General features: G+C 56.6%; 15 protein-coding genes. 6 read left to right on the forward strand and 9 right to left on the reverse strand.

What is annotated here, in order from left to right; translation table 11 throughout:
- Positions 1–82 precede the first annotated feature (82 nt).
- From GNG27_RS15980 to GNG27_RS16000, 5 genes are all read right to left on the reverse strand, one after another.
- Entirely contained in the window at positions 83–1,726 is a 1,644-nt protein-coding gene (locus GNG27_RS15980) for a multidrug ABC transporter permease/ATP-binding protein (RefSeq protein WP_142486516.1), read from the reverse strand.
- Between the two features lie 76 nt (positions 1,727–1,802).
- Positions 1,803–2,453, reverse strand: a complete 651-nt coding sequence (gene alkB / locus GNG27_RS15985; RefSeq protein ID WP_156264267.1) for a DNA oxidative demethylase AlkB — start codon at positions 2,451–2,453, stop codon at positions 1,803–1,805.
- Entirely contained in the window at positions 2,453–3,517 is a 1,065-nt protein-coding gene (gene ada, locus GNG27_RS15990; RefSeq protein WP_156264268.1) for a bifunctional DNA-binding transcriptional regulator/O6-methylguanine-DNA methyltransferase Ada, read from the reverse strand. Before ada ends, alkB begins: the two co-directional genes overlap by 1 nt.
- Before the next feature lie 72 nt (positions 3,518–3,589).
- On the reverse strand, positions 3,590–4,642 hold the full coding sequence (apbE, locus tag GNG27_RS15995; protein WP_142486519.1) for an FAD:protein FMN transferase ApbE: 1,053 nt from the start codon (positions 4,640–4,642) through the stop codon (positions 3,590–3,592).
- Between the two features lie 120 nt (positions 4,643–4,762).
- Complete coding sequence (locus tag GNG27_RS16000) at positions 4,763–5,875, reverse strand: porin OmpC (protein WP_142486520.1); 1,113 nt, start codon at positions 5,873–5,875, stop codon at positions 4,763–4,765.
- Positions 5,876–6,615: 740 nt separating this feature from the next.
- Here GNG27_RS16000 and rcsD point away from each other — a divergent pair.
- On the forward strand, positions 6,616–9,288 hold the full coding sequence (gene rcsD / locus GNG27_RS16005) for a phosphotransferase RcsD (RefSeq protein WP_142486521.1): 2,673 nt from the start codon (positions 6,616–6,618) through the stop codon (positions 9,286–9,288).
- A 16-nt stretch (positions 9,289–9,304) separates the two neighbouring features.
- Complete coding sequence (rcsB, locus tag GNG27_RS16010) at positions 9,305–9,955, forward strand: response regulator transcription factor RcsB (RefSeq protein ID WP_032612710.1); 651 nt, start codon at positions 9,305–9,307, stop codon at positions 9,953–9,955.
- 111 nt (positions 9,956–10,066) lie between these two features.
- Here rcsB and rcsC read toward each other — a convergent pair whose 3' ends face one another.
- Both rcsC and gyrA read right to left on the reverse strand, forming a co-directional pair.
- Positions 10,067–12,913, reverse strand: a complete 2,847-nt coding sequence (gene rcsC, locus GNG27_RS16015; RefSeq protein ID WP_156264269.1) for a two-component system sensor histidine kinase RcsC — start codon at positions 12,911–12,913, stop codon at positions 10,067–10,069.
- 143 nt (positions 12,914–13,056) lie between these two features.
- Positions 13,057–15,693: a DNA topoisomerase (ATP-hydrolyzing) subunit A gene (gene gyrA / locus GNG27_RS16020; RefSeq protein ID WP_156264270.1), complete on the reverse strand. Its 2,637-nt coding sequence runs from the start codon at positions 15,691–15,693 to the stop codon at positions 13,057–13,059.
- Positions 15,694–15,825: 132 nt separating this feature from the next.
- On the opposite strand from gyrA, the gene ubiG reads away from it, so the two are divergent.
- From ubiG to yfaE, 4 genes are all read left to right on the forward strand, one after another.
- Positions 15,826–16,554 (forward strand): bifunctional 2-polyprenyl-6-hydroxyphenol methylase/3-demethylubiquinol 3-O-methyltransferase UbiG, encoded by a 729-nt coding sequence (gene ubiG, locus GNG27_RS16025; RefSeq protein WP_156264271.1) that lies wholly within the window; start codon positions 15,826–15,828, stop codon positions 16,552–16,554.
- A 334-nt stretch (positions 16,555–16,888) separates the two neighbouring features.
- Positions 16,889–19,174 carry a class 1a ribonucleoside-diphosphate reductase subunit alpha gene (gene nrdA, locus GNG27_RS16030; RefSeq protein ID WP_142486525.1) on the forward strand — a complete coding sequence of 762 codons (2,286 nt, stop codon included), beginning with the start codon at positions 16,889–16,891 and terminating at the stop codon, positions 19,172–19,174.
- Positions 19,175–19,255: 81 nt separating this feature from the next.
- Entirely contained in the window at positions 19,256–20,386 is a 1,131-nt protein-coding gene (gene nrdB, locus GNG27_RS16035; RefSeq protein ID WP_156264272.1) for a class Ia ribonucleoside-diphosphate reductase subunit beta, read from the forward strand.
- Positions 20,386–20,640: a class I ribonucleotide reductase maintenance protein YfaE gene (gene yfaE / locus GNG27_RS16040; RefSeq protein WP_142486527.1), complete on the forward strand. Its 255-nt coding sequence runs from the start codon at positions 20,386–20,388 to the stop codon at positions 20,638–20,640. Before nrdB ends, yfaE begins: the two co-directional genes overlap by 1 nt.
- Positions 20,641–20,645: 5 nt before the next feature.
- Here yfaE and yfaU read toward each other — a convergent pair whose 3' ends face one another.
- Together yfaU and GNG27_RS16050 are read right to left on the reverse strand one after the other, a co-directional pair.
- A complete protein-coding gene (gene yfaU / locus GNG27_RS16045) occupies positions 20,646–21,446 on the reverse strand; it encodes a 2-keto-3-deoxy-L-rhamnonate aldolase (RefSeq protein ID WP_156264273.1) in 801 nt (266 codons plus the stop codon).
- Positions 21,447–21,461: 15 nt separating this feature from the next.
- Positions 21,462–22,751 carry an MFS transporter gene (locus GNG27_RS16050; protein ID WP_156264274.1) on the reverse strand — a complete coding sequence of 430 codons (1,290 nt, stop codon included), beginning with the start codon at positions 22,749–22,751 and terminating at the stop codon, positions 21,462–21,464.
- Between the last annotated feature and the right edge of the window lie 10 nt (positions 22,752–22,761).

Raw genomic sequence — 22,761 nt, forward strand, 5'->3', positions numbered from 1 at the left:
AATAAACGAATCGGCGGGAAGAGCAAAAAATCGGCAGTTGCAGACCGGGGGGCGGCAAAGCCGCCACCCGGCATTTTGACACTCAGGCGGTACGTGCCACCGCATCACGCGACGCGGCATCACGCTCGGCGCCGGTCAGCTCGGTCAGCTGTCCACTGCGCATCTCCAGCAGGCGGTCGGCATGGATGAAATAGTGATCGTCATGGCTGATGGCAAAAATGGTTTTGCCCATCTGCTGCATCAGCGGCAGCAGCACCTGGTAGAACTCGCGGCGGAAATGCGGGTCCTGATCGGCGGCCCACTCATCCAGCAGAATGATGTCGCGCTCTTCCGCCAGCGCCAGCAGCAGCGCCACGCGCTTCTTCTGCCCTTTCGACAGCTTCAGGTTGAGGATCTTGCCATCCTGCAACTCCAGCTTGTGCGACATTTGCAGATGCGCCAGCCACTTCTCCACCAGCGCCGGATCGGCCTGCTTGCCTTCCGGGCCCAGCAGCTGATCGAACAGCCAGACGTCGGTAAACACCGCAGAGAACAGCTTGCGGTAATCTTCCGGTTTTTCGGCGCTAAGCGGCTTACCGTCCAGCAGGATCTCGCCGGACTGGGGCTGATACAGGCCGGTCAGCAACATTGCCAGCGTTGATTTCCCGCTGCCGTTACCGCCAATCAGGAACAGCAGCTCGCCGCGGTTAAGGGTTAAGTTCACCGGCCCGACGGAGAAGTCGTTGTCCTGATATTTGAAGGTGACGTTGCGCAACTCCAGGGTCTGCCAGTCCGGGAAGGCTTCAGGTCGCGGGAACTCGGCTTTGTACGGTGCGAGAGCAAACTTGCGCAGCTTGTTAAAGGCTACCTGGGCGCTGAGCAGGGTCGGCAGCGCGCCGACGGCGGAGAGCAACGGCGTGCGCAGGAACAGCAGGGTCAGCGAGTAGGTCGCGGCGACGTTGGTATCTGCCCAGCCCAGGCTGTTGGCCATCCAGAAGACCAGGCCAATCGCCCCCAGCATCATGATATTGGACCAGTTGACCGCGCTCAGGTGGAAGGTATCGGCCCGCACAATGTGGTGGCGATATTCGCGGGCATCCGGGATATAGAGGTTATTGAAGATGTGCTCGGCGCGCTCGCGGTTAAGGGTCAGCTCTTTGCGCCCTTCCAGCACTGTCTGATAGTCGTTATAGAGCTTATCTTCGGTTTCGCGCAGCACCGCCATGTGCTTGTAGACGCGCGACACCAGCAGGTAGCCGCCCCAGATGGTGATCGCTATCCACAGAGCGGTGATCGCCAGCATTTTGGTGGAGAGCCAGGCCAGATAGGCGGCCGATCCGAAGGTCAGAATAATCCCCTGCACCAGCTCCGGCAGACGCACAAAGGCGATGGTGATTGAGCGTACATCGCTGGTCAACCCGGCCAGCAGCGAGGCGCTGCCCAGCTGCTCGACGCGTTCAACCTGGGTATCCAGAATACGCTTGATGAACTCGCTGCGCAGGCGGTAGACGAAGTGGTGGCCGAGGGTAGTGAGCGCCAGCTGCGAACCCAGGGTGACGGCCATCAGCAGCACCAGCAGGCCGAGAAATTCCGGCAGCACCATCAGGGTGGTGTCCACCGTTTCAATTAAGCGCAGGTTAATAAAGGCAATAAGCCCAATACCCAGCGCGGCGCTGAGCAGGCTGAGCGCCATCACCGCGATAAACGGCCAGCGGTATTGGCGCCAGACCAGTAACAGGAGTTCCATGCAGAGCAATCCAGACAAGAAAAATCAGCCAGCAGTGTAAACTGCTCGCCACTTACATCAAGAATAATTCTTATTTTTATTCGTTATTCGCCGCCTGGCGGAAGGTGAGGTTGTAGCGACAGTCGCCGGTCAGAGGGTGCTCTCCGGCTTTAAGCGGCTGAATGCCATGATAAAACAGGCGGGATGGTCCACCCCACACCACCACGTCACCATGCTCCAGCAGCAGGCGCTGAAGCGGATCGTTACGGCGTAATCCGCCGAACTGAAACACCGCGGGCAGGCCGAGCGAGACCGAGACAATCGGCGCCCGCAGGTCGGCCTCATCCTTATCCTGATGCAGCGACAGTTTAGCCCCGACGGCATAGCGATTGATAAGACAGGCATCCGGCTGAAAGTCGGGATAACCCGCCGCGCAGGCGGCATCGTGGCACAGGGCAGCAAAAGCGTCCGGCATCGGCGGCCAGTGCGCATTTGTGATCGGATCGTCCGCTGAATAGAGGTAACCGTGCCGGTTAGTGGTCCAGCCCAGTCCGCCGCAGTTGGTCATCGCCACCGACATGGTGTATCCCCCGGGGGTAACCATCTGGCGGAACGGCGAGGCGCTGGCGACCTGTTCGATCCCCTGCATTAAGGCGGTGGCCCGCGTCAGGGCAAAGCGGCGCAGGATCACCGCCCCCGGCGCCAGCGGCTCCTGCCAGGGCTCAGCATCTGCAAACAAATCGAGCATCACACCTCCTCTTTTTTGGCTTCGCGACGCAGCAGTGCCGCTTTACGGGCCGTACCCCAGCGGTAGCCCGACAGCCCGCCGTCGCTCCGTACCACCCGGTGACAGGGAATAATAATCGCCAGCTTGTTGGCGGCGCAGGCCCGGGCCACCGCCCGCACCGCACCGGGATGACCAATGGCGTTGGCCACCTGCTGATAGCTTGCCGTCTCTCCGCTACGTATAGCGCGCAGGGCCTGCCAGACCTGACGCTGAAAGGCGGTGCCGCGAATATCCAGCGGCAGGGCGAGCGCCACGGCGTGGTTATCCACGCTGGCGATCACCTGGGCGACGCGCGCGGCGAAGGCGGCATCCGCCTGTTCTCGCCGGGCGTGAGGAAAGATCGTTTCCAGCTCGGCAATCAGGGCGCTGTCATCATCCCCGGGTAGAATGGCACAGACGCCCCGCGTGCTCTCCGCCACCAGGCAACGTCCCAGCGTGCAGTTGCTCAAAGCATAGCGCACGGTGGTTTCCTCCCCGCCGCTGCGGTACTGCTTCGCGGTCATTCCCAGGGTGGCATCGGCGTTGCGGTAATAGCTGCTGCTGTCGGGAAAACCTGCTGCCAGCACGGAGTCGGTAATACTTTCACCCTGCGTCAGGGCGTCGCGCAGCCGTTTCGCCCTGGCCGCCTGCTGCCAGGCTTTCGGCGTCATCCCGGTGAAGGATTTGAACAGACGATGAAGATGCCAGGGGCTCATCGCCACCTCCTGCGCCAGCCTCTCAAGGGTCAGGGGCTGCTCCTGCTCCAGTAACCGGCAGGCTTTTTCGATGGTGGCGATCCGCTGCGCCTGGGGATCCGGTTGATCCGGGCGGCAGCGTTTGCAGGGGCGAAAACCCGCCTGCACTGCCTGGCGGGCATCGGGGTAAAAGCGAACGTTTTCACGTAGGGCGTGGCGCGCCCGGCAGGAGGGACGGCAGAAGATGCCGGTGGTCTGTACGGCAAACACAAACTGACCATCGGCATGGCCATCGCGGGCCAGCACCGCCAGCCAGCATTGATCGTCATTCATCAGGTTCGGCTTTTTCATGATCGGCTCCTTATATAAGCATACGCCTAGCCTGCCTGAACGCCACCCGACAAAAACCCGCAACCTTGCTTTTTAATTCGCCCCGTTGACGAGGAAGCTGGAGAACTGCGGAGACATCCAGGTTTTAAAGCCCTCCCCTTCGCGGACGATCATATAGATCGCCAGCCCCTGCTCACGCGCGATCTCTTTGGCTTTCTCAGCCCCCAGCACCATCAGACCGGTATCCCAGGCATCGGCTTCCAGCGCCGTAGGGGCGATCACCGTCACCGACACCAGATTGTGCGTAATCGGGCGACCGGTCTGGGGATCAATGACGTGGGAAATGCGTTTTCCGTCCAGCTCATAATAGTTACGGTAGCTGCCGGAGGTGCTGATGCCGTGGCCGTTGATATCGACAATGGCCTGGACGGCATTTTGCCGATCGGTGGGTTTTTGGATCGCCACGCGCCAGGGCTTATCGCTGGCGTTCATGCCGCGGCTGACCAGCGCCCCGCCAACTGACACGAGATAGCGCGAGATCCCCTCTTCGGCCATCAGCCGGGCCAGGTGATCGGCAGCATAGCCCTCACCCACCGTTGAGAGATCGACAAACAGATCGGGGATATCTTTTTCGAGGTATTGCTTGCCGGACTGATTTATCACCGTCAGATGCTGCAGGCCCGTTTGCGCCCGGGCATCGTCAATCTGCGCCTGGTCGGGGGTTTTCACCGGCTGCTTGTTCGGGCCAAAGCCCCACAGGTTAACCAGCGGGCCGACGGTGATATCCATCGCGCCGTTGGTTTTATAGCCCACCCGCAGCGACTCGGTGACAATATCCGCCATCGCTTCGCTCACCGGCCAGGGGGAGGTGCTCTGGGACTGGTTAAAACGCATCAGGGCAGAGTCATTTTTATAGGTGGACATCAGCTGGTCGTCGCCATCCAGCTGGGACTGGATCTTGCCGCGTAGCTCTTCAGCCCGGGCAGCAGAGAGATCAATCACGCTGACGCGCCAGAAGGTACCCATGGTTTTCCCTTCCAGCACCGTTGCGGCGGTGTCGGCCTTAGCCGGAGGAGCGGGGGCATCGCACGCAGACAACATAAACAGTGTCGCCAGAAAGCCGACACGCAGAAAAGTAATTTCCATTCGTTATTATCCTCAAGCCTGAGACCGGCAAGAGTACACTAAAAAGCAGGCTTTGTAAGGGGCTGATAGTAAGACCAAAAAAAGGGGCCAGTTGGCCCCTTTTGCAATACTGCGTAAGACTTAGAACTGGTAAACCAGACCCAGGGCTACGATGTCATCAGTGCTGATGCCTGCACGGTCGGTGAAGGAGTTATCATCCAGCAGGTTGATTTTGTAATCCACATAGGTGGACATGTTTTTGTTGAAGTAGTAAGTCGCGCCAACATCAACATATTTCAGCAGATCCTGGTCGCCATAGTTATCGATGTCCTTACCTTTGGACTGCAGGTAAGCCACGGATGGACGCAGGCCGAAGTCGAACTGATACTGCGCAACCACTTCGAAGTTCTGGGCTTTGTTAGCAAAACCATAGATTGCATCGCTACGGCTGGACTTAGAGTCACCGAAACGGGTCGCATTGTAAGTCTGGGAGTACTGCGCGGCCAGGTAGAGGTTGTTCGCGTCATATTTCAGGCCGCCGCTGTACACGTCAGCACGGTCACCTTCGCCGTAAACGCCAAAGGCGTTCTGGTCTGCGGTACGTTTGGAAGACGCTGCTGCCGCACCGACGCTGAAGCCTTCGCCCAGATCATAGGTCAGGGAGCCGCCGAAGCCGTCACCGTTCTGTTTCAGAGTACTACGACCGGTGTCGTTTTCACCGCTGACGCTGCCGTTTTTACCCTGGTACTGCAGAGCAAAGTTCAGGCCATCAACCAGACCGAAGAAGTCCTGGTTACGGTAGGTAGCAACACCGTTACCACGGGATTGCATGAAGTTGTCGGAACCGTAGGTGTCGCCGCCGAATTCTGGCAGAACGTCGGTCCAGGAAGTGACGTCGTAAATCACGCCGTAGTTACGACCGTAGTCGAAAGAACCTGCTTCAGCGAATTTCAGACCTGCGAAGGCCACACGAGTCCAGGACTGGTCGTCGCTCTCGGTGGTGTTGCCCTGAATCTGGTATTCCCACTGACCGTAACCAGTGATCTGATCGTTAACCTGAGTTTCGCCTTTGAAGCCGAGACGCATGTAGGTCTGATCGCCATCAGCGCTATCGTCATCAGAGAAATAGTGCAGACCGTCTACTTTGCCGTAGAGATCTAATTTGTTGCCGTCTTTGTTATAAATTTCAGCCGCATTTGCTGCGCCTGCTACCAGCAGTGCTGGTACCAGGAGGGACAGTACTTTAACTTTCATTATTTTAACCCTCTGTTATATGTCTTTTATTACCACTGCTTACTGATTAACCCTCTTAACCAGTCGGCAAGTTCATTCTCCGCAAAAATACAGAATAATCCAACAAGAATATGATACGAAAACTTTTAAGATGTTTCATATTGCCGTATAGATGTTTCATTTTGTAAATTTGAGGGAACTTTTTTGCCGCACAATAAGTTAAAAAATAAAGCACCATAAATCAAAATGTTAAAATTATGATTTAAAATCAATAACTTAACAAAAAATTCATTATAGCACTGATTGCCAAAACAAAAAGGCAGCCGGCTACTAAAATATCTCTCGCTATCATCATTAACTTTATTTATTACCGTCATTCAAATTTGAATGTCTGTTTATCCCGAATTGAACCGAATGCAATGCATTCGGTTTTTTTTTACCCTTCTTTACGCAAATTTAAAATATCTGTGCTACCCACCCGAAACTATAACGACTATTAATTAAATCTTAGGGTGCTATTTTTAGTCCTGAAAATTGAACGGGTAATTTAATTTCTTGTTTATTCGTGCTATTTTTCCACTATATTGTTAGTTATTTGTACAATTATCGTTTAACCGTACAGATTTAAGACAATCCTTTTCGTCTTGCGCAACAGGACGAAAAAGTCAGCCCCGGAAGTAGCGTGAGGCTGGAAATTCGATTATTACGCTTTATACTGCCCTATTCGCCTGAAGCGCAGCCATAACGGGTTAACCACATCAATGAGTCAGTCTGAAACCACAGCCGCGAACAAATTCTCCCTGCTTCCGGGCAGCATTACCCGTTTCTTTCTTCTATTGATCGTTGTGCTGTTAGTGACCATGGGCGTGATGGTGCAGAGCGCGGTGAACACCTGGTTAAAAGATAAAAGCTATCAGATTGTCGATATCAGCCACGCGCTGCATAAACGTATCGACACCTGGCGCTACGCAACCTGGCAGATTTACGACAACATCGCCGCCACGCCGACAACCGCATCCGCAGAAGGGCTGCAGGAGACGCGGCTGAAGCAGGATGTGTATTATCTGGAGAAAACGCGGCGCAAAACCGAAGCCCTGATTTTCGGTTCGCACGACAGCGCCACGCTGGAAATGACCCAGCGCATGTCGACCTATCTTGATACGCTATGGGGAGCGGAGACCGTTCCCTGGTCGATGTACTATCTCAACGGTCAGGACAACAGCATGATCCTGATCTCCACCCTGCCGCTAAAAGATCTCTCCTCCGGTTTTAAAGAGTCGTCGGTGGGCACCGTTGTCGACTCCCGTCGCGCAGAGATGCTGCAGCAGGCCAATGCCCTGGATGAGCGTGAAAGTTTCTCTTCCCTGCGCCGCCTGGCCTGGCAAAATGGCTACTACTTTACCCTGCGCACTACCTTCAATCAGCCAGGGCATCTGGCAACGGTGGTGGCCTTCGATCTGCCGATCAACGATCTGATCCCCCCGGATATGCCGCTTGAGAGCTTCCGCCTGGAACAGGATTCCTCGGGGCAAAACCTGCGCGCGCCGACGGACAAAGAGAGCCCCGAAAGCGTCTCGATCTCCTTTAACGGATCGAAAATCGAGATTGCCTCCTCGCTGAACACGACCGGTATGCGCCTGGTCTGGCAGGTCCCTTTTGGTACCCTGTTGCTGGACACCCTGCAAAATATCCTGCTGCCGCTGCTGCTTAATATCGGCCTGCTGGCGCTGGCGCTGTTTGGTTACACCACCTTCCGCTCGCAGCCAGGCCGCCAGAGCGATGCCCCCGTCGCCGCAGGTACCAGCAACGAGCTGCGCGTGCTGCGCGCGCTCAATGAAGAGATTGTCTCGGTGCTGCCGCTCGGCCTGCTGGTACACGACCAGGAAGCCAACCGCACGGTGATCAGCAACAAAATCGCCGATCACCTGCTGCCGCACCTGAATCTGCAGAACATCACCAGCATGGCCGATCAGCATCAGGGCGTGATTCAGGCCACCATTAATAATGAGCTGTATGAGATCCGCCAGTTCCGCAGCCAGGTGGCGTCACGCACGCAGATCTTTATCATTCGCGATCAGGATCGCGAGGTGCTGGTGAATAAAAAGCTCAAACAGGCGCAAAGGCTGTATGAGAAGAACCAGCAGGGCCGCGCGGCCTTTATGCAGAATATTGGCGATGCCTTTAAACTGCCTCTGAAGGCGCTGGCCAGCGAAGCGGCCCAGTTAACCAGCCCGGAAAGCCTGCAGCTGTCGGGGCATGCCGATACACTGGTGCGGCTGGTGGATGAGATCCAGCTCGCCAATATGCTGGAAAATGACAGCTGGAAGAGCACCGCAACGCTGTTCTCGATTCAGGATCTGATTGATGAAGTGGTGCCGGAAGTGCTGCCGGTGATCAAGCGTAAGGGGCTGCAGCTGCTGATTAACAACCCGCTGCGGGCCAATGATGAACGCCACGGCGACCGTGACGCGCTGCGTCGTATTCTGCTGATGCTGATCCAGTACGCTGTGACCACCACCCAGATCGGCAAAATTACGCTTGAAGTGAGCAGCGATGAATCAGCCGATGACCGTCTCACCTTCCGTATCCTTGATACCGGTGAAGGGGTTACGGCCAGTGAAATCGACAACCTGCACTTCCCGTTCCTGAATGATACTCAGAGCGATAATTACGGCAAAGCCAACGCCCTCACCTTCTGGCTGTGCGATCAGCTGGCACGTAAGCTTGGCGGCCACCTGAATATTAAAGCCCGCGAATCGCTGGGCACCCGTTATTCACTGCACGTCAAAATGCCGGCCACGCCGCAGGAAGCAGAGGATGATGAGGGCCTGCTGGACGAGGTAGTGATCATGGTGGATGTGACGTCGAATGAGATCCGCAGTATCGTGGTTCGCCAGCTGGAAAACTGGGGTGCGACCTGTATTTCCCCGGACGAAAGGCTGGCAAGTCAAGAATATGATCTCTTTTTAACGGATAATCCGTCTAATCTTACTGCCTCAGGCTTGCTTTTAAGCGATGATGAGCCTGGCGTGCGAAAAATTGGCCCCGGCCAGGTGCGCGTCAACTTTAATATGAGCAATGCGATGCAGGAAGCTGTACTACAACTAATAGAGGAGCAGCTGGCGCAGGAAACGATCCCGGAATCCCCACTGGGCGGCAATGAAAATGCCGAACTGCAGGCCAGCGGCTATTATTCTCTCTTCGTAGACACAGTACCAGATGATGTTAAGAGGTTGTATACTGAATCCGCCGCGAACGACTTCGCAGCGCTGGCTCAGACAGCCCACCGGCTCAAAGGGGTGTTTGCCATGCTTAATCTGGTTCCAGGCAAGCAATTATGTGAAACGCTGGAACATCTTATTCGTGAGAAAGATGCCGCCAGCATAGAAAAATACATCAGCGACATTGACGACTATGTCAAAAGCTTGCTGTAGCAAGGTAGCCCTATACATGAACAATATGAACGTAATTATTGCCGATGACCATCCGATTGTACTGTTCGGTATTCGCAAATCACTTGAACAGATCGAGTGGGTGAATGTAGTCGGCGAATTTGAAGATTCCACAGCACTGATTAATAACCTGCCAAAACTTGATGCGCACGTGCTCATCACCGACCTTTCCATGCCTGGAGATAAATACGGTGACGGGATTACGCTTATCAAATACATCAAGCGTCACTTCCCAAGTATTTCGATCATCGTGCTGACCATGAACAACAACCCGGCAATTTTAAGTGCCGTTCTGGATCTCGATATTGAAGGGATTGTCCTGAAACAGGGCGCACCAACCGATCTGCCAAAAGCGCTGGCCGCGCTGCAGAAAGGGAAGAAATTTACCCCGGAAAGCGTCTCCCGCCTGCTGGAAAAAATCAGCGCTGGCGGCTACGGCGACAAACGTCTGTCGCCGAAAGAGAGCGAAGTGTTGCGTCTGTTCGCCGAAGGTTTCCTGGTTACCGAGATTGCCAAGAAGCTGAACCGCAGCATCAAGACCATCAGTAGCCAGAAAAAATCCGCGATGATGAAACTGGGCGTAGAAAACGATATCGCCCTGCTGAACTACCTCTCTTCCGTGACGCTGAGTCCTGCTGATAAAGAGTAGTTGTGCAAAACGCCGGGTGGCGCTGACGCTTACCCGGCCTACACTGCCCGTAGGCCCGCGCAAGCGAAGCGCCGCCGGGCAATAAAAAAAGCCCGGAAATGGGCTTTTTTTTTATCCCCGCGTCTTCCTCACCCGCTCCGCATACACCGACAGCGTCTGTTTGAGCACGTCCAGCGTTACCGGCTTGGAAAGACAGCTATCCATTCCCGACTCCAGGCAACGCTGCTTCTCTTCCGCCAGCGCGTTAGCGGTGACGCCCACCACCGGCAGGGTCAGGCCCAGTTGGCGAATACGCTGGGTCAGGCGGTAGCCATCCATGTTCGGCATGTTCACATCGCTCAGAACGATGTCGATGTGGTTTTTACTCAGAACGTTCAGCGCGTCCACACCATCATTGGCGGTTTTGCACTGATAGCCCAACGAGCCCAGCTGATCGGCCAGCAGACGACGGTTAATTGGATGGTCATCCACCACCAGGATCATCATGTCTTCATTCAGCGACTGCGCCGATTCCGGCGACGGCAGCGCCGCCGAGCCATCGCCTGCATCCATTTCCACGCGGTAGATCCGCGCCAGCAGCGCAATCAGTTCGTGCGGCGAGGCTACGCTGTTCACCCACTCACCATGGGCGCGCTCCTGGGCAATACCGATATGGCGACGGCAGAAGATCACCGCTGCTTTGCCCTGCCACGGCTGCTTCAGCTCATCGTCGGTGATGAGCATATCTTCCGCGTCCGGCGTTTGTCCGGCGTAGCGCGCCACGCGAATGCCATGCGGCGTCAGAAGGGATTCCAGGTAGGCATACAGCGAGGCGTTATTGACCGCCAGCCAGCAGCGTTTGTCGCTTAATCCATCCACCAGCCCGGTGGTCGGTGACTGCGCCGCATAGAGCGGAATGCGGATGGTGAACTGGCTGCCCATACCCGGCTCAGTATCCACCGAGATATCGCCGTCCATCATGCTGATCAGTTTTTCACAAATCGCCAGCCCCAACCCTGTACCCTGGAAGTTTCGCTGAACTCCCGTCCCCACCTGGAAGAACGGGTCGAAGAGTTTGACCACCTCTTTGGCCGGAATACCTACCCCGGTGTCACGCACGCGAATGCTCAGGTAGTCCCCTGCCCTGGAGACATGCATTACAATGCAGCCCATGTCGGTGAACTTAATGGCGTTGCTGAGCAGGTTGGAGATCACCTGTTGCAGGCGCATTGGATCGCCCTGCAGCGATACCGGCACGTCCGGTTCAATAAAGCAGTACAGCCCCAGCTGCTTACGCACCACCAGCGGCAGGTAGTTGGCGCTGATATGGTTCATCACCTCGCGTGGGGAGAATTCACGCGGTTCAATTTTCAGCTGCTCGGACTCGATCTTGGAAAAGTCGAGAATATCGCTGATGATTTTCAGCAGCAGGCTGGAGGAGTTATTCATCGCCGTCACCAGACGGTCAACGCCCCGCGGCAGCTCTTTGGTCTGCAGCAGATCGAGGTTACCGATAATCCCGTACAGCGGGGTGCGCAGCTCGTGGCTGACGGTGGCGAGGAACATCGATTTCGACTGGCTGGCCTGTTCGGCCGACTGAGCCATATCCTGCAACGACTCTTCCATTTTGACGCGCGCGGAGACATCCACCAGCACGCAGATGGCGACGTTCTCATTGCGATAGCGCGAGTGCACAAAGCTGATCTGCAGGTTGGTGTTGTTGCTGGTCAGCACGTCGACGAAGTTGACCTGCTGCCCGCAGATAATTTGCGTCAGCCGTTGCCGGTCCTCATGAGTCAACATATTCAGATAGTTATGCGCCAGCTCGTTACTGAGGATATTGGTGCCGTCCAGGGTGCGCAGAATACAGATCCCTACCGGCGCAGAGGCAACAATCTTGCGGTTAAACTGCTCATGCTCTTCGAGGCGCTGGGCGTCGATTTCCGCCGGGATAAAGATTTTGCGCTCGTACATCCGCGCGAGAGTAAACAAGGCAATCCCCACCAGCACGTTCAGCAGCACCGAGTTGAGGATCAGCATGCGGATACGCTCCAGCACCAGATCCACCGGCACGGAATAGACGATGCTCAGCGACGAAGGCGGCAGGCTCTTTTTCAGCACCAGGTCGCGGAAACCGGAGGTATAACCAAACCATGAACGCTCCTGCATCCAGCGAGGGTCAACCTTGAGGCGGGTTTCCGGCCCCGCCAGCGAGATAAGCGCATGGCCGTTTTCATCGAGAATGGTCACGCCCATTGGCAAATTGCCAGGGGTGAAAAAGTTTTCCATGCGGATAGTCTGCTCGGTGCCGAGCATCGCCTGCAGGCGGTTAGCCAGGTAGACCGGCGTCATCGCGTAGAAGTACCCTACTCCGGGACGTGGGCCCTGGCTGATCCAGAACAGATTATTGCTGCGCTCATCCTGCGGGGCATTACGGTATTTCATGATTCGCTCGTGCAGGCTTTTCAGGGCGTTGTCACGATCCACCGGCACGTCACGCAGGCCAAAGTTGGCCATACAGAGGTTTTCGCTGCCAATCAGAAAGACCCGGTTCAGATCGTAGGCTGCCGAGAAATTGTCGCGCCAGTAGCGCATAAACCAGGCCAGCGACTCCAGCGAACCTCGCCATGCTGACCCCATCGCCGAGCAGTCAGAATCGGGGAACAGCGGCTCAAAATTGGGCACCTCGGTTTTGCTGTCGCGCCCGCGGCTGGCCAGTACGCCATTTTCTGCCGTCAGACGGTTCTCAGCGATATACTTGAGCTCCTTCATGACGTCGGCGGTGCGCTGAATATAGCGCTGGGACTGATCGTAACTGAGGTTGAACTCCTGACGGATCTCCGACTCCTTCTGGTGCAGCGCGTTGACGATGTAAAACACCGAAAACAGGGCGATCAGCACCCAGATCAGGAGCGCCAGCGCCCGAAATAGATAGCGAGAGACTTTCAGAGTGGTTCGAAAGGAGACGAGGTATTTCAAGGGGGCGAGGCTCCGCCATCAGGGTCAAAAGGAATGGCTTAAGGTAGCGGTAAACGGGCGCGGTCGCAATGTTCGGTTGTCTGCAATTGCGTGTAGCTGCAAAAGAAAAGGGCCGGAGACCGGCCCTTTATCGTCAGGAGACATTACTCTTCAGCGTCATCCGCTACATCGTCGTCGGTGTCGGCTTCGGGTGCGATCTCATCATCACCTTCCGCTACGCTGCCGTCGATAGAGTCGAGCTCTTCGTCATCCACCGGCTCAGCAACGCGCTGCAGACCCACCACGTTTTCATCTTCCGCGGTACGGATGAGGATCACGCCCTGGGTGTTACGGCCCACCACGCTGATCTCTGACACGCGGGTACGCACCAGCGTACCGGCATCGGTGATCATCATGATCTGGTCGGTATCATCAACCTGCACCGCACCAACAACGGAGCCGTTACGCTCGGTCACTTTGATCGAGATAACGCCCTGCGTGCCGCGGGACTTGGTTGGATACTCGTCCTGGGCAGTACGTTTACCGTAGCCATTCTGCGTAACGGTCAGGATCGCTCCCTCGCCGCGCGGAACAATCAGGGAGACGACGCTGTCTTCGCCCGCCAGCTTGATGCCACGCACGCCGGTCGCGGTACGACCCATGGCGCGCACTGCGCTCTCTTTGAAGCGCACCACTTTACCGGCGGCAGAGAACAGCATCACTTCGTCGGAACCGGAGGTCAGATCCACACCAATCAGTTCGTCGCCTTCGTTCAGGTTGACGGCAATAATGCCGGCAGAACGCGGACGGCTGAACTCGGTCAGGGCGGTCTTCTTCACCGTGCCGCTGGCGGTCGCCATAAACACGTTCACGCCTTCCGCGTACTCGCGAACCGGCAGAATTGCGGTGATACGCTCGTTCTGCTCCAGCGGCAGCAGGTTGACGATTGGACGTCCACGCGCGCCACGGCTCGCTTCCGGCAGCTGATAAACCTTCATCCAGTACAGACGACCCCGGCTGGAGAAGCAGAGGATGGTGTCGTGGGTGTTGGCCACCAGCAGGCGGTCAATAAAGTCTTCTTCTTTAATACGTGCCGCTGACTTGCCTTTACCGCCACGACGCTGTGCTTCGTAGTCGGTTAACGGCTGGTACTTCACGTAGCCCTGGTGAGACAGGGTCACAACAACGTCTTCCTGGTTGATCAGGTCTTCGATGTTGATATCAGCGCTGTTCGCCGTGATTTCGGTGCGACGCTCATCGCCGAACTGATCGCGGACCAGCTCCAGCTCTTCACGGATCACTTCCATCAGACGATCGGCGCTGCCCAGGATATGCAGCAGTTCAGCAATCTGTGCCAGCAGCTCTTTGTACTCGTCGAGCAGTTTTTCGTGCTCAAGGCCGGTCAGTTTCTGCAGACGCAGATCCAGAATCGCCTGAGCCTGCTGCTCGGTCAGCCAGTATTTGCCATCGCGAATACCGTACTGCGGCTCCAGCCACTCAGGACGCGCGGCGTCGTCACCGGCACGTTCCAGCATGGAAGAGACGTTGCCCAGATCCCACGGCTGCGCGATCAGGCCCGCTTTCGCTTCGGCAGGGGTTGGTGCACGACGAATCAGCTCGATGATCGGATCGATGTTCGCCAGCGCAACCGCCAGCGCTTCAAGGATGTGCGCGCGATCGCGGGCTTTACGCAGTTCGAAAATGGTACGACGGGTCACCACTTCACGGCGGTGACGCACGAACGCGCTCAGAATGTCTTTCAGGTTCATGATCTTCGGCTGACCATGGTGCAGCGCAACCATGTTGATGCCGAAGGAGACCTGAAGCTGAGTCAGGGAGTACAGGTTGTTAAGAACCACTTCCCCTACCGCGTCACGTTTGATCTCAATCACGATACGCATGCCGTCTTTGTCAGACTCATCACGCAGCGCGCTGATCCCTTCAATACGTTTCTCTTTAACCAGCTCGGCAACCTTCTCGATCAGGCGCGCTTTGTTCACCTGATACGGAATTTCGTGGACGATAATAGTCTCACGGCCGGTTTTCGCGTCGGCTTCGACTTCGGCGCGGGCACGAATATAGATCTTGCCGCGACCGGTACGGTACGCTTCTTCAATACCGCGACGGCCATTAATGATGGCGGCGGTCGGGAAGTCCGGGCCCGGGATGTGTTCCATCAGCCCTTCAACGCTGATCTCTTCATCGTCAATATAGGCCAGACAGCCGTTGATCACTTCCGTGATGTTGTGCGGTGGAATGTTGGTGGCCATACCTACGGCGATACCGGAAGAACCGTTTACCAGCAGGTTAGGGATCTTGGTTGGCATCACATCAGGAATGCGCTCGGTGCCGTCGTAGTTATCGACGAAATCAACGGTTTCTTTTTCCAGATCGGCCATCAGCTCATGGGCGATTTTCGACATACGGATTTCCGTATAACGCATCGCCGCGGCGGAGTCGCCGTCGACAGAACCGAAGTTACCCTGACCATCAACCAGCATGTAACGCAGTGAGAATGGCTGTGCCATACGGACGATGGTGTCATAAACTGCAATATCACCATGGGGGTGATATTTACCGATTACGTCACCAACGACACGGGCAGATTTTTTGTAGGCTTTATTCCAGTCATTGCCCAATACGTTCATGGCGTATAGTACGCGACGGTGTACCGGCTTAAGTCCATCGCGGACATCCGGCAGCGCACGGCCAACAATGACCGACATCGCATAATCCAGATAGGAGCTCTTCAGCTCTTCCTCGATGTTAACCGGTGTAATTTCTCTCGCAAGGTCGCTCATCTAACCGCTATCCCTCTACTGTATCCCGGATTCAAAGGTCGGAAATTATAACACACCCGCTCAGGTTTAAACTAATTTGCTTTGTTATCCTGATATACTTCCTCGTCTTTAAATTACGGAGTAAAAGCGTCCATGAATGCGGAAAAATCCCCGGTGGCTCCCAACGTTGACCATGAAGAGATCGCTAAATTCGAAGCCGTCGCCTCGCGCTGGTGGGATCTTGAAGGTGAGTTCAAACCCCTGCACCGCATTAACCCCCTGCGTCTGGGCTATATCGCGGAGCGTTCCGGCGGCCTGTTCGGTAAAAAGGTGCTCGATGTAGGCTGCGGCGGCGGCATTCTCGCCGAGAGCATGGCGCGCGAAGGCGCCACGGTGACCGGACTGGATATGGGCTTCGAGCCGCTGCAGGTGGCGCGACTGCATGCGCTGGAAAGCGGCATTCAGGTAGAGTATGTGCAGGAAACGGTTGAGGAGCACGCCGCAAAGCATGCCCATCAGTATGACGTCGTCACCTGCATGGAGATGCTGGAGCACGTTCCCGACCCGCAATCGGTAGTCAAAGCCTGTGCGGCGCTGGTGAAGCCGGGCGGTCAGGTGTTCTTCTCCACTATCAACCGCAACGGTAAGGCGTGGCTGATGGCGGTGGTCGGCGCGGAGTACGTGCTGCGGATGGTGCCAAAAGGTACGCATGACGTGAAAAAATTCATCAAACCGGCCGAATTACTGAGCTGGGTTGACGGCACGTGGCTGAAAGAGCAGCACATGACCGGTCTGCATTACAATCCTCTGACCGACAAGTTCAAACTGGCGCCGGGCGTGGACGTGAACTACATGCTCCATACCACCGCAAAAAAAGACTAAGAATATCCACTCTTTTTCTAACGAATGCGCAACCCCCCGTTGCGCATTTTTGACCACCCGTTGAAGAAATCAGCAGTCGATCAAATTTTCATTTTTTTTTCTAAATTATTGACATCACGTCCAGGCCTTACGGTACGAGGACTTACGCTTTTTTACGCTTTGACAACCTCAATTTAACCTCAAAATCAACTCTTGTACTGAAAAGAATCCTTACTAGAATACTCACCATCTTGCGTTATGCTTAATGCGAAACCCCTATATATAGTATTTATCCACAACAACCTGTGGATAAGCGGGGGATATTTTCTTTTTTCACGGACAGGTAAAAACCCACATGAATCAGAGTCTGCTGGTGACAAAGCGCGACGGTGCTACCGAGCGTATCAATCTGGACAAAATCCATCGTGTTCTCGACTGGGCAGCAGAAGGACTGAACAACGTATCTATCTCCCAGGTTGAACTGCGCTCCCACATCCAGTTCTACGACGGCATCAAGACCTCTGATATCCACGAAACCATCATCAAAGCGGCGGCGGATCTGATCTCCCGCGAAGCACCGGATTATCAGTACCTCGCTGCCCGTCTGGCCATTTTCCACCTGCGTAAAAAAGCCTACGGCCAGTTTGAGCCGCCAGCGCTGTTCGATCATGTGGTGAAGATGGTTGAGCTGGGCAAATACGACACGCATCTGCTGGAAGACTACACGGAAGAAGAGTTCAAGCAGATGGACGGGTTTATCGATCACTGGCGTGATATGAACTTCTCCTACGCCGCGGTAAAACAGCTGGAAGGTAAATACCTGGTCCAGAACCGTGTGACCGGCGAAATCTACGAGAGCGCCCAGTTCCTCTACATTCTGGTCGCCGCCTGCCTGTTCTCTAACTACCCGCGTGCAACCCGTCTGGAATACGTGAAGCGTTTCTATGATGCGGTCTCCACGTTCAAGATCTCTCTGCCTACGCCAATCATGTCCGGCGTGCGCACCCCAACCCGCCAGTTCAGCTCCTGTGTGCTGATCGAGTGCGGCGACAGCCTGGACTCCATTAACGCCACCTCCAGCGCCATCGTGAAATACGTTTCCCAGCGCGCCGGTATCGGCATCAACGCCGGTCGCATTCGCGCGCTGGGCAGCCCAATTCGCGGCGGTGAAGCGTTCCACACCGGCTGTATTCCGTTCTACAAACACTTCCAGACCGCGGTGAAATCCTGCTCTCAGGGCGGCGTGCGCGGCGGTGCTGCAACCCTGTTCTACCCGATGTGGCACCTGGAAGTCGAAAGCCTGCTGGTACTGAAAAACAACCGTGGCGTGGAAGGCAACCGCGTACGTCACATGGACTACGGCGTTCAGATCAACAAGCTGATGTACACCCGTCTGCTGAAAGGCGGCGACATCACCCTGTTCAGCCCATCCGACGTCCCGGGCCTGTACGACGCCTTCTTTGCCGATCAGGACGAGTTTGAGCGCCTGTACGTCCAGTACGAAAACGACGACAGCATCCGCAAGCAGCGCGTGAAGGCGGTTGAGCTGTTCTCGCTGATGATGCAGGAGCGTGCCTCCACTGGCCGTATCTACATCCAGAACGTTGACCACTGCAACACCCACAGCCCGTTCGATCCGGTCGTTGCCCCAGTGCGCCAGTCCAACCTGTGCCTGGAGATCGCCCTGCCGACCAAACCGCTGGAAGATGTGAACGACGAAAACGGCGAGATCGCCCTCTGTACGCTCTCCGCGTTCAACCTGGGTGCGATTAACAGCCTCGACGAGCTGGAAGAGCTAGCGGTGCTGGCGGTACGTGCCCTGGATGCGCTGCTGGATTATCAGGATTACCCAATCCCGGCGGCAAAACGCGGTGCAATGGGTCGTCGTACCCTCGGCATTGGCGTGATCAACTATGCCTACTGGCTGGCGAAAAACGGCAAGCGTTATTCCGACGGCAGCGCCAACAACCTGACGCACCAGACCTTCGAAGCCATTCAGTATTACCTGCTGAAGGCCTCCAACGATCTGGCTATCGAACAGGGTGCCTGCCCGTGGTTCAACGAAACCACCTACGCCAAAGGCATTCTGCCGATCGACACTTATAAGAAAGACCTGGACGCGATCGCCAACGAGCCGCTGCACCTGGACTGGGAAGCGCTCCGTGAGTCCATTAAAACCCACGGCCTGCGTAACTCCACGCTCTCTGCCCTGATGCCGTCCGAGACCTCCTCGCAGATCTCCAACGCCACCAACGGCATCGAGCCGCCGCGCGGCCACGTGAGCATCAAAGCCTCGAAAGACGGGATCCTGCGTCAGGTGGTGCCGGACTACGAGCTGCTGAAAAACAACTACGAGCTGCTGTGGGAAATGCCAAATAACGACGGCTATCTGCAGCTGGTGGGCATCATGCAGAAGTTTATCGACCAGTCGATCTCTGCGAACACCAACTACGATCCGTCACGCTTCCCGTCCGGAAAAGTGCCGATGCAGCAGCTGCTGAAAGACCTGCTTACCGCCTATAAATTCGGCGTGAAGACCCTGTACTATCAAAACACCCGTGACGGTGCGGAAGATGCGCAGGACGATCTGGCCCCGTCCATTCAGGATGATGGCTGCGAAAGCGGCGCATGTAAGATTTAATGTAAATGCCGGGTGGCGCTACGCTTACCCGGCCTACGATTTTGTTTGCCCGACCTACAAAATCTCTCACAGGACACACTCATGGCATACACCACCTTTTCACAGACGAAAAACGACCAGCTCAAAGAGCCGATGTTCTTCGGCCAGCCGGTCAACGTGGCACGCTACGATCAGCAAAAATATGACATCTTCGAAAAGCTGATTGAAAAGCAACTCTCCTTCTTCTGGCGTCCGGAAGAAGTTGACGTTTCCCGCGACCGCATCGACTTCCAGGCCCTGCCGGAACATGAAAAGCACATCTTCCTCAGCAACCTGAAGTATCAGACGCTGCTGGACTCCATCCAGGGTCGTAGCCCGAACGTGGCGCTGCTGCCGCTGATCTCTATCCCTGAGCTGGAAACCTGGGTCGAGACCTGGGCGTTCTCCGAGACGATCCACTCCCGCTCCTACACCCATATCATCCGTAATATCGTCAACGATCCGGCGATTGTGTTCGATGATATCGTTACCAACGATCAGATCCTGAAGCGCGCGCAGGGTATTGCCCACTTCTATGACGACCTGATCGAGATGACCAGCTACTGGCATCTGCTGGGTGAAGGCACCCACACCGTGAACGGTAAAACCGTCACCGTGAACCTGCGTGAGCTGAAGAAAAAGCTCTACCTGTGCCTGATGAGCGTTAACGCCCTGGAAGCGATCCGCTTCTACGTCAGCTTCGCCTGCTCCTTCGCCTTCGCGGAACGCGAGCTGATGGAAGGCAACGCCAAAATCATCCGTCTGATCGCCCGTGATGAAGCCCTGCACCTGACCGGCACCCAGCATATGCTGAACCTGTTGCGCAGCGGCGTGGACGATCCGGAGATGGCCGAGATTGCTGAAGAGTGCAAGCAGGAGAGCTATGACCTGTTTGTCCAGGCGGCACAGCAGGAAAAAGAGTGGGCGGAATACCTGTTCCAGGGCGGCTCCATGATTGGCCTGAACAAAGATATTCTCTGCCAGTACGTGGAGTACATTACCAACATCCGCATGCAGGCTGTGGGCCTCGACCTGCCGTTCCAGACCCGCTCCAACCCAATCCCGTGGATCAACACCTGGCTGGTGTCCGATAACGTTCAGGTGGCACCGCAGGAAGTGGAAGTCAGCTCCTACCTGGTCGGTCAGATTGACTCCGAAGTCAACACCGACGATTTGAGCGACTTCCAGCTCTGATGAGCCGCGTGACGCTTCGTCTTACTGGCACAGAACTCCTGTGCCAGGAAGAACACCCTTCCCTGCTCGTTGCGCTGGAATCCCACCAGATTGAGGTCGAATACCAGTGTCGTGAAGGCTACTGCGGCTCCTGCCGCTGCCGCCTGGTGACCGGTCAGGTCGACTGGATCACCGAACCGCTGGCCTTCATCAACGAAGGGGAAATTTTGCCCTGCTGCTGCCGGGCAAAAGGTGATATCGAAATCGAAATGTAACCCGGTCAGTAGCTGCTTTTACTGGCCCGGGCGCTGCCGGATCTGAACAGTGCCAGCCGCTCGTCCAGCGCTCCGGTATAGAGCATGGTATCGACCCCGACGGCAACAAAGTTCGCCCCCCACGCCAGACAACGCGTCGCCATCTCAGGCTCCACCGCAAGGAAGCCCGCGGCTTTACCCGCGTGTCGGATCCGGCGGATCGCCTGCTCGATAATGGCCTGCACCTGCGGATGCCCGGCGTTGTCGGGATAGCCCAGCGAAGCCGACAGATCGGCCGGACCGATAAACACCCCGTCAATTCCTTCCACCTCCAGAATCGCATCCAGATTATCCAGTGCGGCTTTGCTCTCCACCTGAATAAGCAGGCACAGCTCGTCGTTGGCCCGGGCCATGTAGTTCTCCACCCGTCCCCAGCGCGCCGCCCGCGCCACGCCGGCCCCCACGCCGCGTACGCCCAGCGGCGGATAGCGGGTGGCCGAGACGATCTCCCGGGCCTGTTCGGCGCTGTCGACCATTGGGATCAGCAGCGTCCTGGCACCAATATCCAGCACCTGTTTGATCAGGCTGCGGTCACCGTCAACCGGGCGTATCACCGGCTGGCTGGCATAAGGGGCAATCGCCTGCAGCTGGTGGTAGAGATCCTGCACCGTGTTGGGCGCATGCTCCCCGTCGATTAACAGCCAGTCGTAGCCAGAGGTCGCCGCGATCTCCGCCATATAAGATGAGGTGGAGCTCAGCCACAGCCCGATCTGCGTTTCACCGTTACGCAGAGCCTGCTTAAAGGGGTTGGAAAGAACGTTTTGCATAATAACTCCCTGATATTAATGATGTACGCGATCGGCCTGCGGCACGCTGCGGGTCACGCCCAGCACCAGAATCGCCAGTGCGCCGAGGATCGCAATCCCGGCCAGCGCCAGCAGCCCGGCCGCATCGCTGCCAAATACGGTCTGGGCTTTCACCCGGATAAGCGGAGCGAGAAAACCACCCACTGCGCCAAACAGATTGACGAAGCCAATCCCCGCCGCCAGCGCGGTGCCGGAGAGCAGCTGCGTCGGCATGGTCCAGAAGACCGGCTGCACGGCGATAAACCCGACCGCGGCCACGCACAGCGCCACCATCGCAAGCCACGGCGATACCAGCCCTGAGACGCCCACTCCAATACCGGCGGCCAGCAAAGTCAGCGTGGCGATGTTGCGCCGCTCGCCGGTGCGGTCGGAGTAGCGCGGGATGAGCCAGGTGCCAAACAGCGCCGCAACCCACGGAATAGCGGTCACCACCGAGGCGGTGAAGCCCACTTTGGTGCCGAGCAGGGCCGCCACCTGGGTCGGCAGGAAGAAGATCAGCCCGTAGACGGCGATCTGGATAGTCATGTAGATAAACGCCAGCTGCCAGACCCGACCGTTGCGCAGGGCATCGCTCAGCCGGGACGTGACCTTGCTCTGTTCCTCCCCCGCCAGCTGATTGATCAGCACCTGCTTCTCCTGAGCAGTGAGGAACCGCGCCTGCTGCGGGGTATCGTCCAGCCAGAAGAAGGTAAAGACTCCTGCCCCCACGGCAATCAGCCCTTCGATAATAAACATCCAGAACCAGCCGGGATGGCCCATAAAGCCGTGCATTTCCAGCAGCGCCCCGGAGAGCGGCGATCCGAGCGACAACGCCAGCGGCGCGCCCATGTAAAACAGCCCCATGATGCTGGCGCGGTTGCGCTGGGGGAACCACTGGGAGGTGAGGTAGATCATGCCGGGGAAGAAGCCTGCCTCCGCTGCCCCCAGCAGGGTGCGGATCAGCAGAAACTTACTTTCCGTGTCGGCCCACGCCATCGCCGCGGAGAGGAACCCCCACAGCAGCGTGGTGGTGCCAATCCACGTCCGTGCGCCAAACTTGCGCATCAGCAGGTTAGCGGGCACTCCCAGCAGGGCGTAAACCACAAAGAAGATCCCGGCGCCCAGGGCATAGGCTTCGTTACTGAGCCCGGTATCAATCTGGTAGCTCTCTTTGGCGAAGCCGATATTAGAGCGATCCAGAAATGCCAGCACGTAGAGCGCCAGCATGAACGGGATCAGGCGGGCGCGGTTTTTCCTGACCACGCTGTCGAGCAGAGTCATACTCATGGACAATCCT

It is taken from the genome of Leclercia sp. 119287 (assembly GCF_009734485.1).
Classification (GTDB): domain Bacteria; phylum Pseudomonadota; class Gammaproteobacteria; order Enterobacterales; family Enterobacteriaceae; genus Enterobacter; species Enterobacter adecarboxylatus_C.

Excerpts from the sequence above, each read along its gene's own strand:
- yfaE (WP_142486527.1), top strand. The coding sequence starts at position 20,386 with ATGAGCCGCGTGACGCTTCGTCTTACTGGCACAGAACTCCTGTGCCAG.
- yfaU (WP_156264273.1), bottom strand. The coding sequence starts at position 21,446 with ATGCAAAACGTTCTTTCCAACCCCTTTAAGCAGGCTCTGCGTAACGGT.
- GNG27_RS15980 (WP_142486516.1), bottom strand. The coding sequence starts at position 1,726 with ATGGAACTCCTGTTACTGGTCTGGCGCCAATACCGCTGGCCGTTTATC.
- nrdB (WP_156264272.1), top strand. The coding sequence starts at position 19,256 with ATGGCATACACCACCTTTTCACAGACGAAAAACGACCAGCTCAAAGAG.
- nrdA (WP_142486525.1), top strand. The coding sequence starts at position 16,889 with ATGAATCAGAGTCTGCTGGTGACAAAGCGCGACGGTGCTACCGAGCGT.
- rcsB (WP_032612710.1), top strand. The coding sequence starts at position 9,305 with ATGAACAATATGAACGTAATTATTGCCGATGACCATCCGATTGTACTG.
- GNG27_RS16050 (WP_156264274.1), bottom strand. The coding sequence starts at position 22,751 with ATGAGTATGACTCTGCTCGACAGCGTGGTCAGGAAAAACCGCGCCCGC.
- GNG27_RS16000 (WP_142486520.1), bottom strand. The coding sequence starts at position 5,875 with ATGAAAGTTAAAGTACTGTCCCTCCTGGTACCAGCACTGCTGGTAGCA.
- ubiG (WP_156264271.1), top strand. The coding sequence starts at position 15,826 with ATGAATGCGGAAAAATCCCCGGTGGCTCCCAACGTTGACCATGAAGAG.
- alkB (WP_156264267.1), bottom strand. The coding sequence starts at position 2,453 with ATGCTCGATTTGTTTGCAGATGCTGAGCCCTGGCAGGAGCCGCTGGCG.
- ada (WP_156264268.1), bottom strand. The coding sequence starts at position 3,517 with ATGAAAAAGCCGAACCTGATGAATGACGATCAATGCTGGCTGGCGGTG.
- gyrA (WP_156264270.1), bottom strand. The coding sequence starts at position 15,693 with ATGAGCGACCTTGCGAGAGAAATTACACCGGTTAACATCGAGGAAGAG.
- rcsD (WP_142486521.1), top strand. The coding sequence starts at position 6,616 with ATGAGTCAGTCTGAAACCACAGCCGCGAACAAATTCTCCCTGCTTCCG.
- apbE (WP_142486519.1), bottom strand. The coding sequence starts at position 4,642 with ATGGAAATTACTTTTCTGCGTGTCGGCTTTCTGGCGACACTGTTTATG.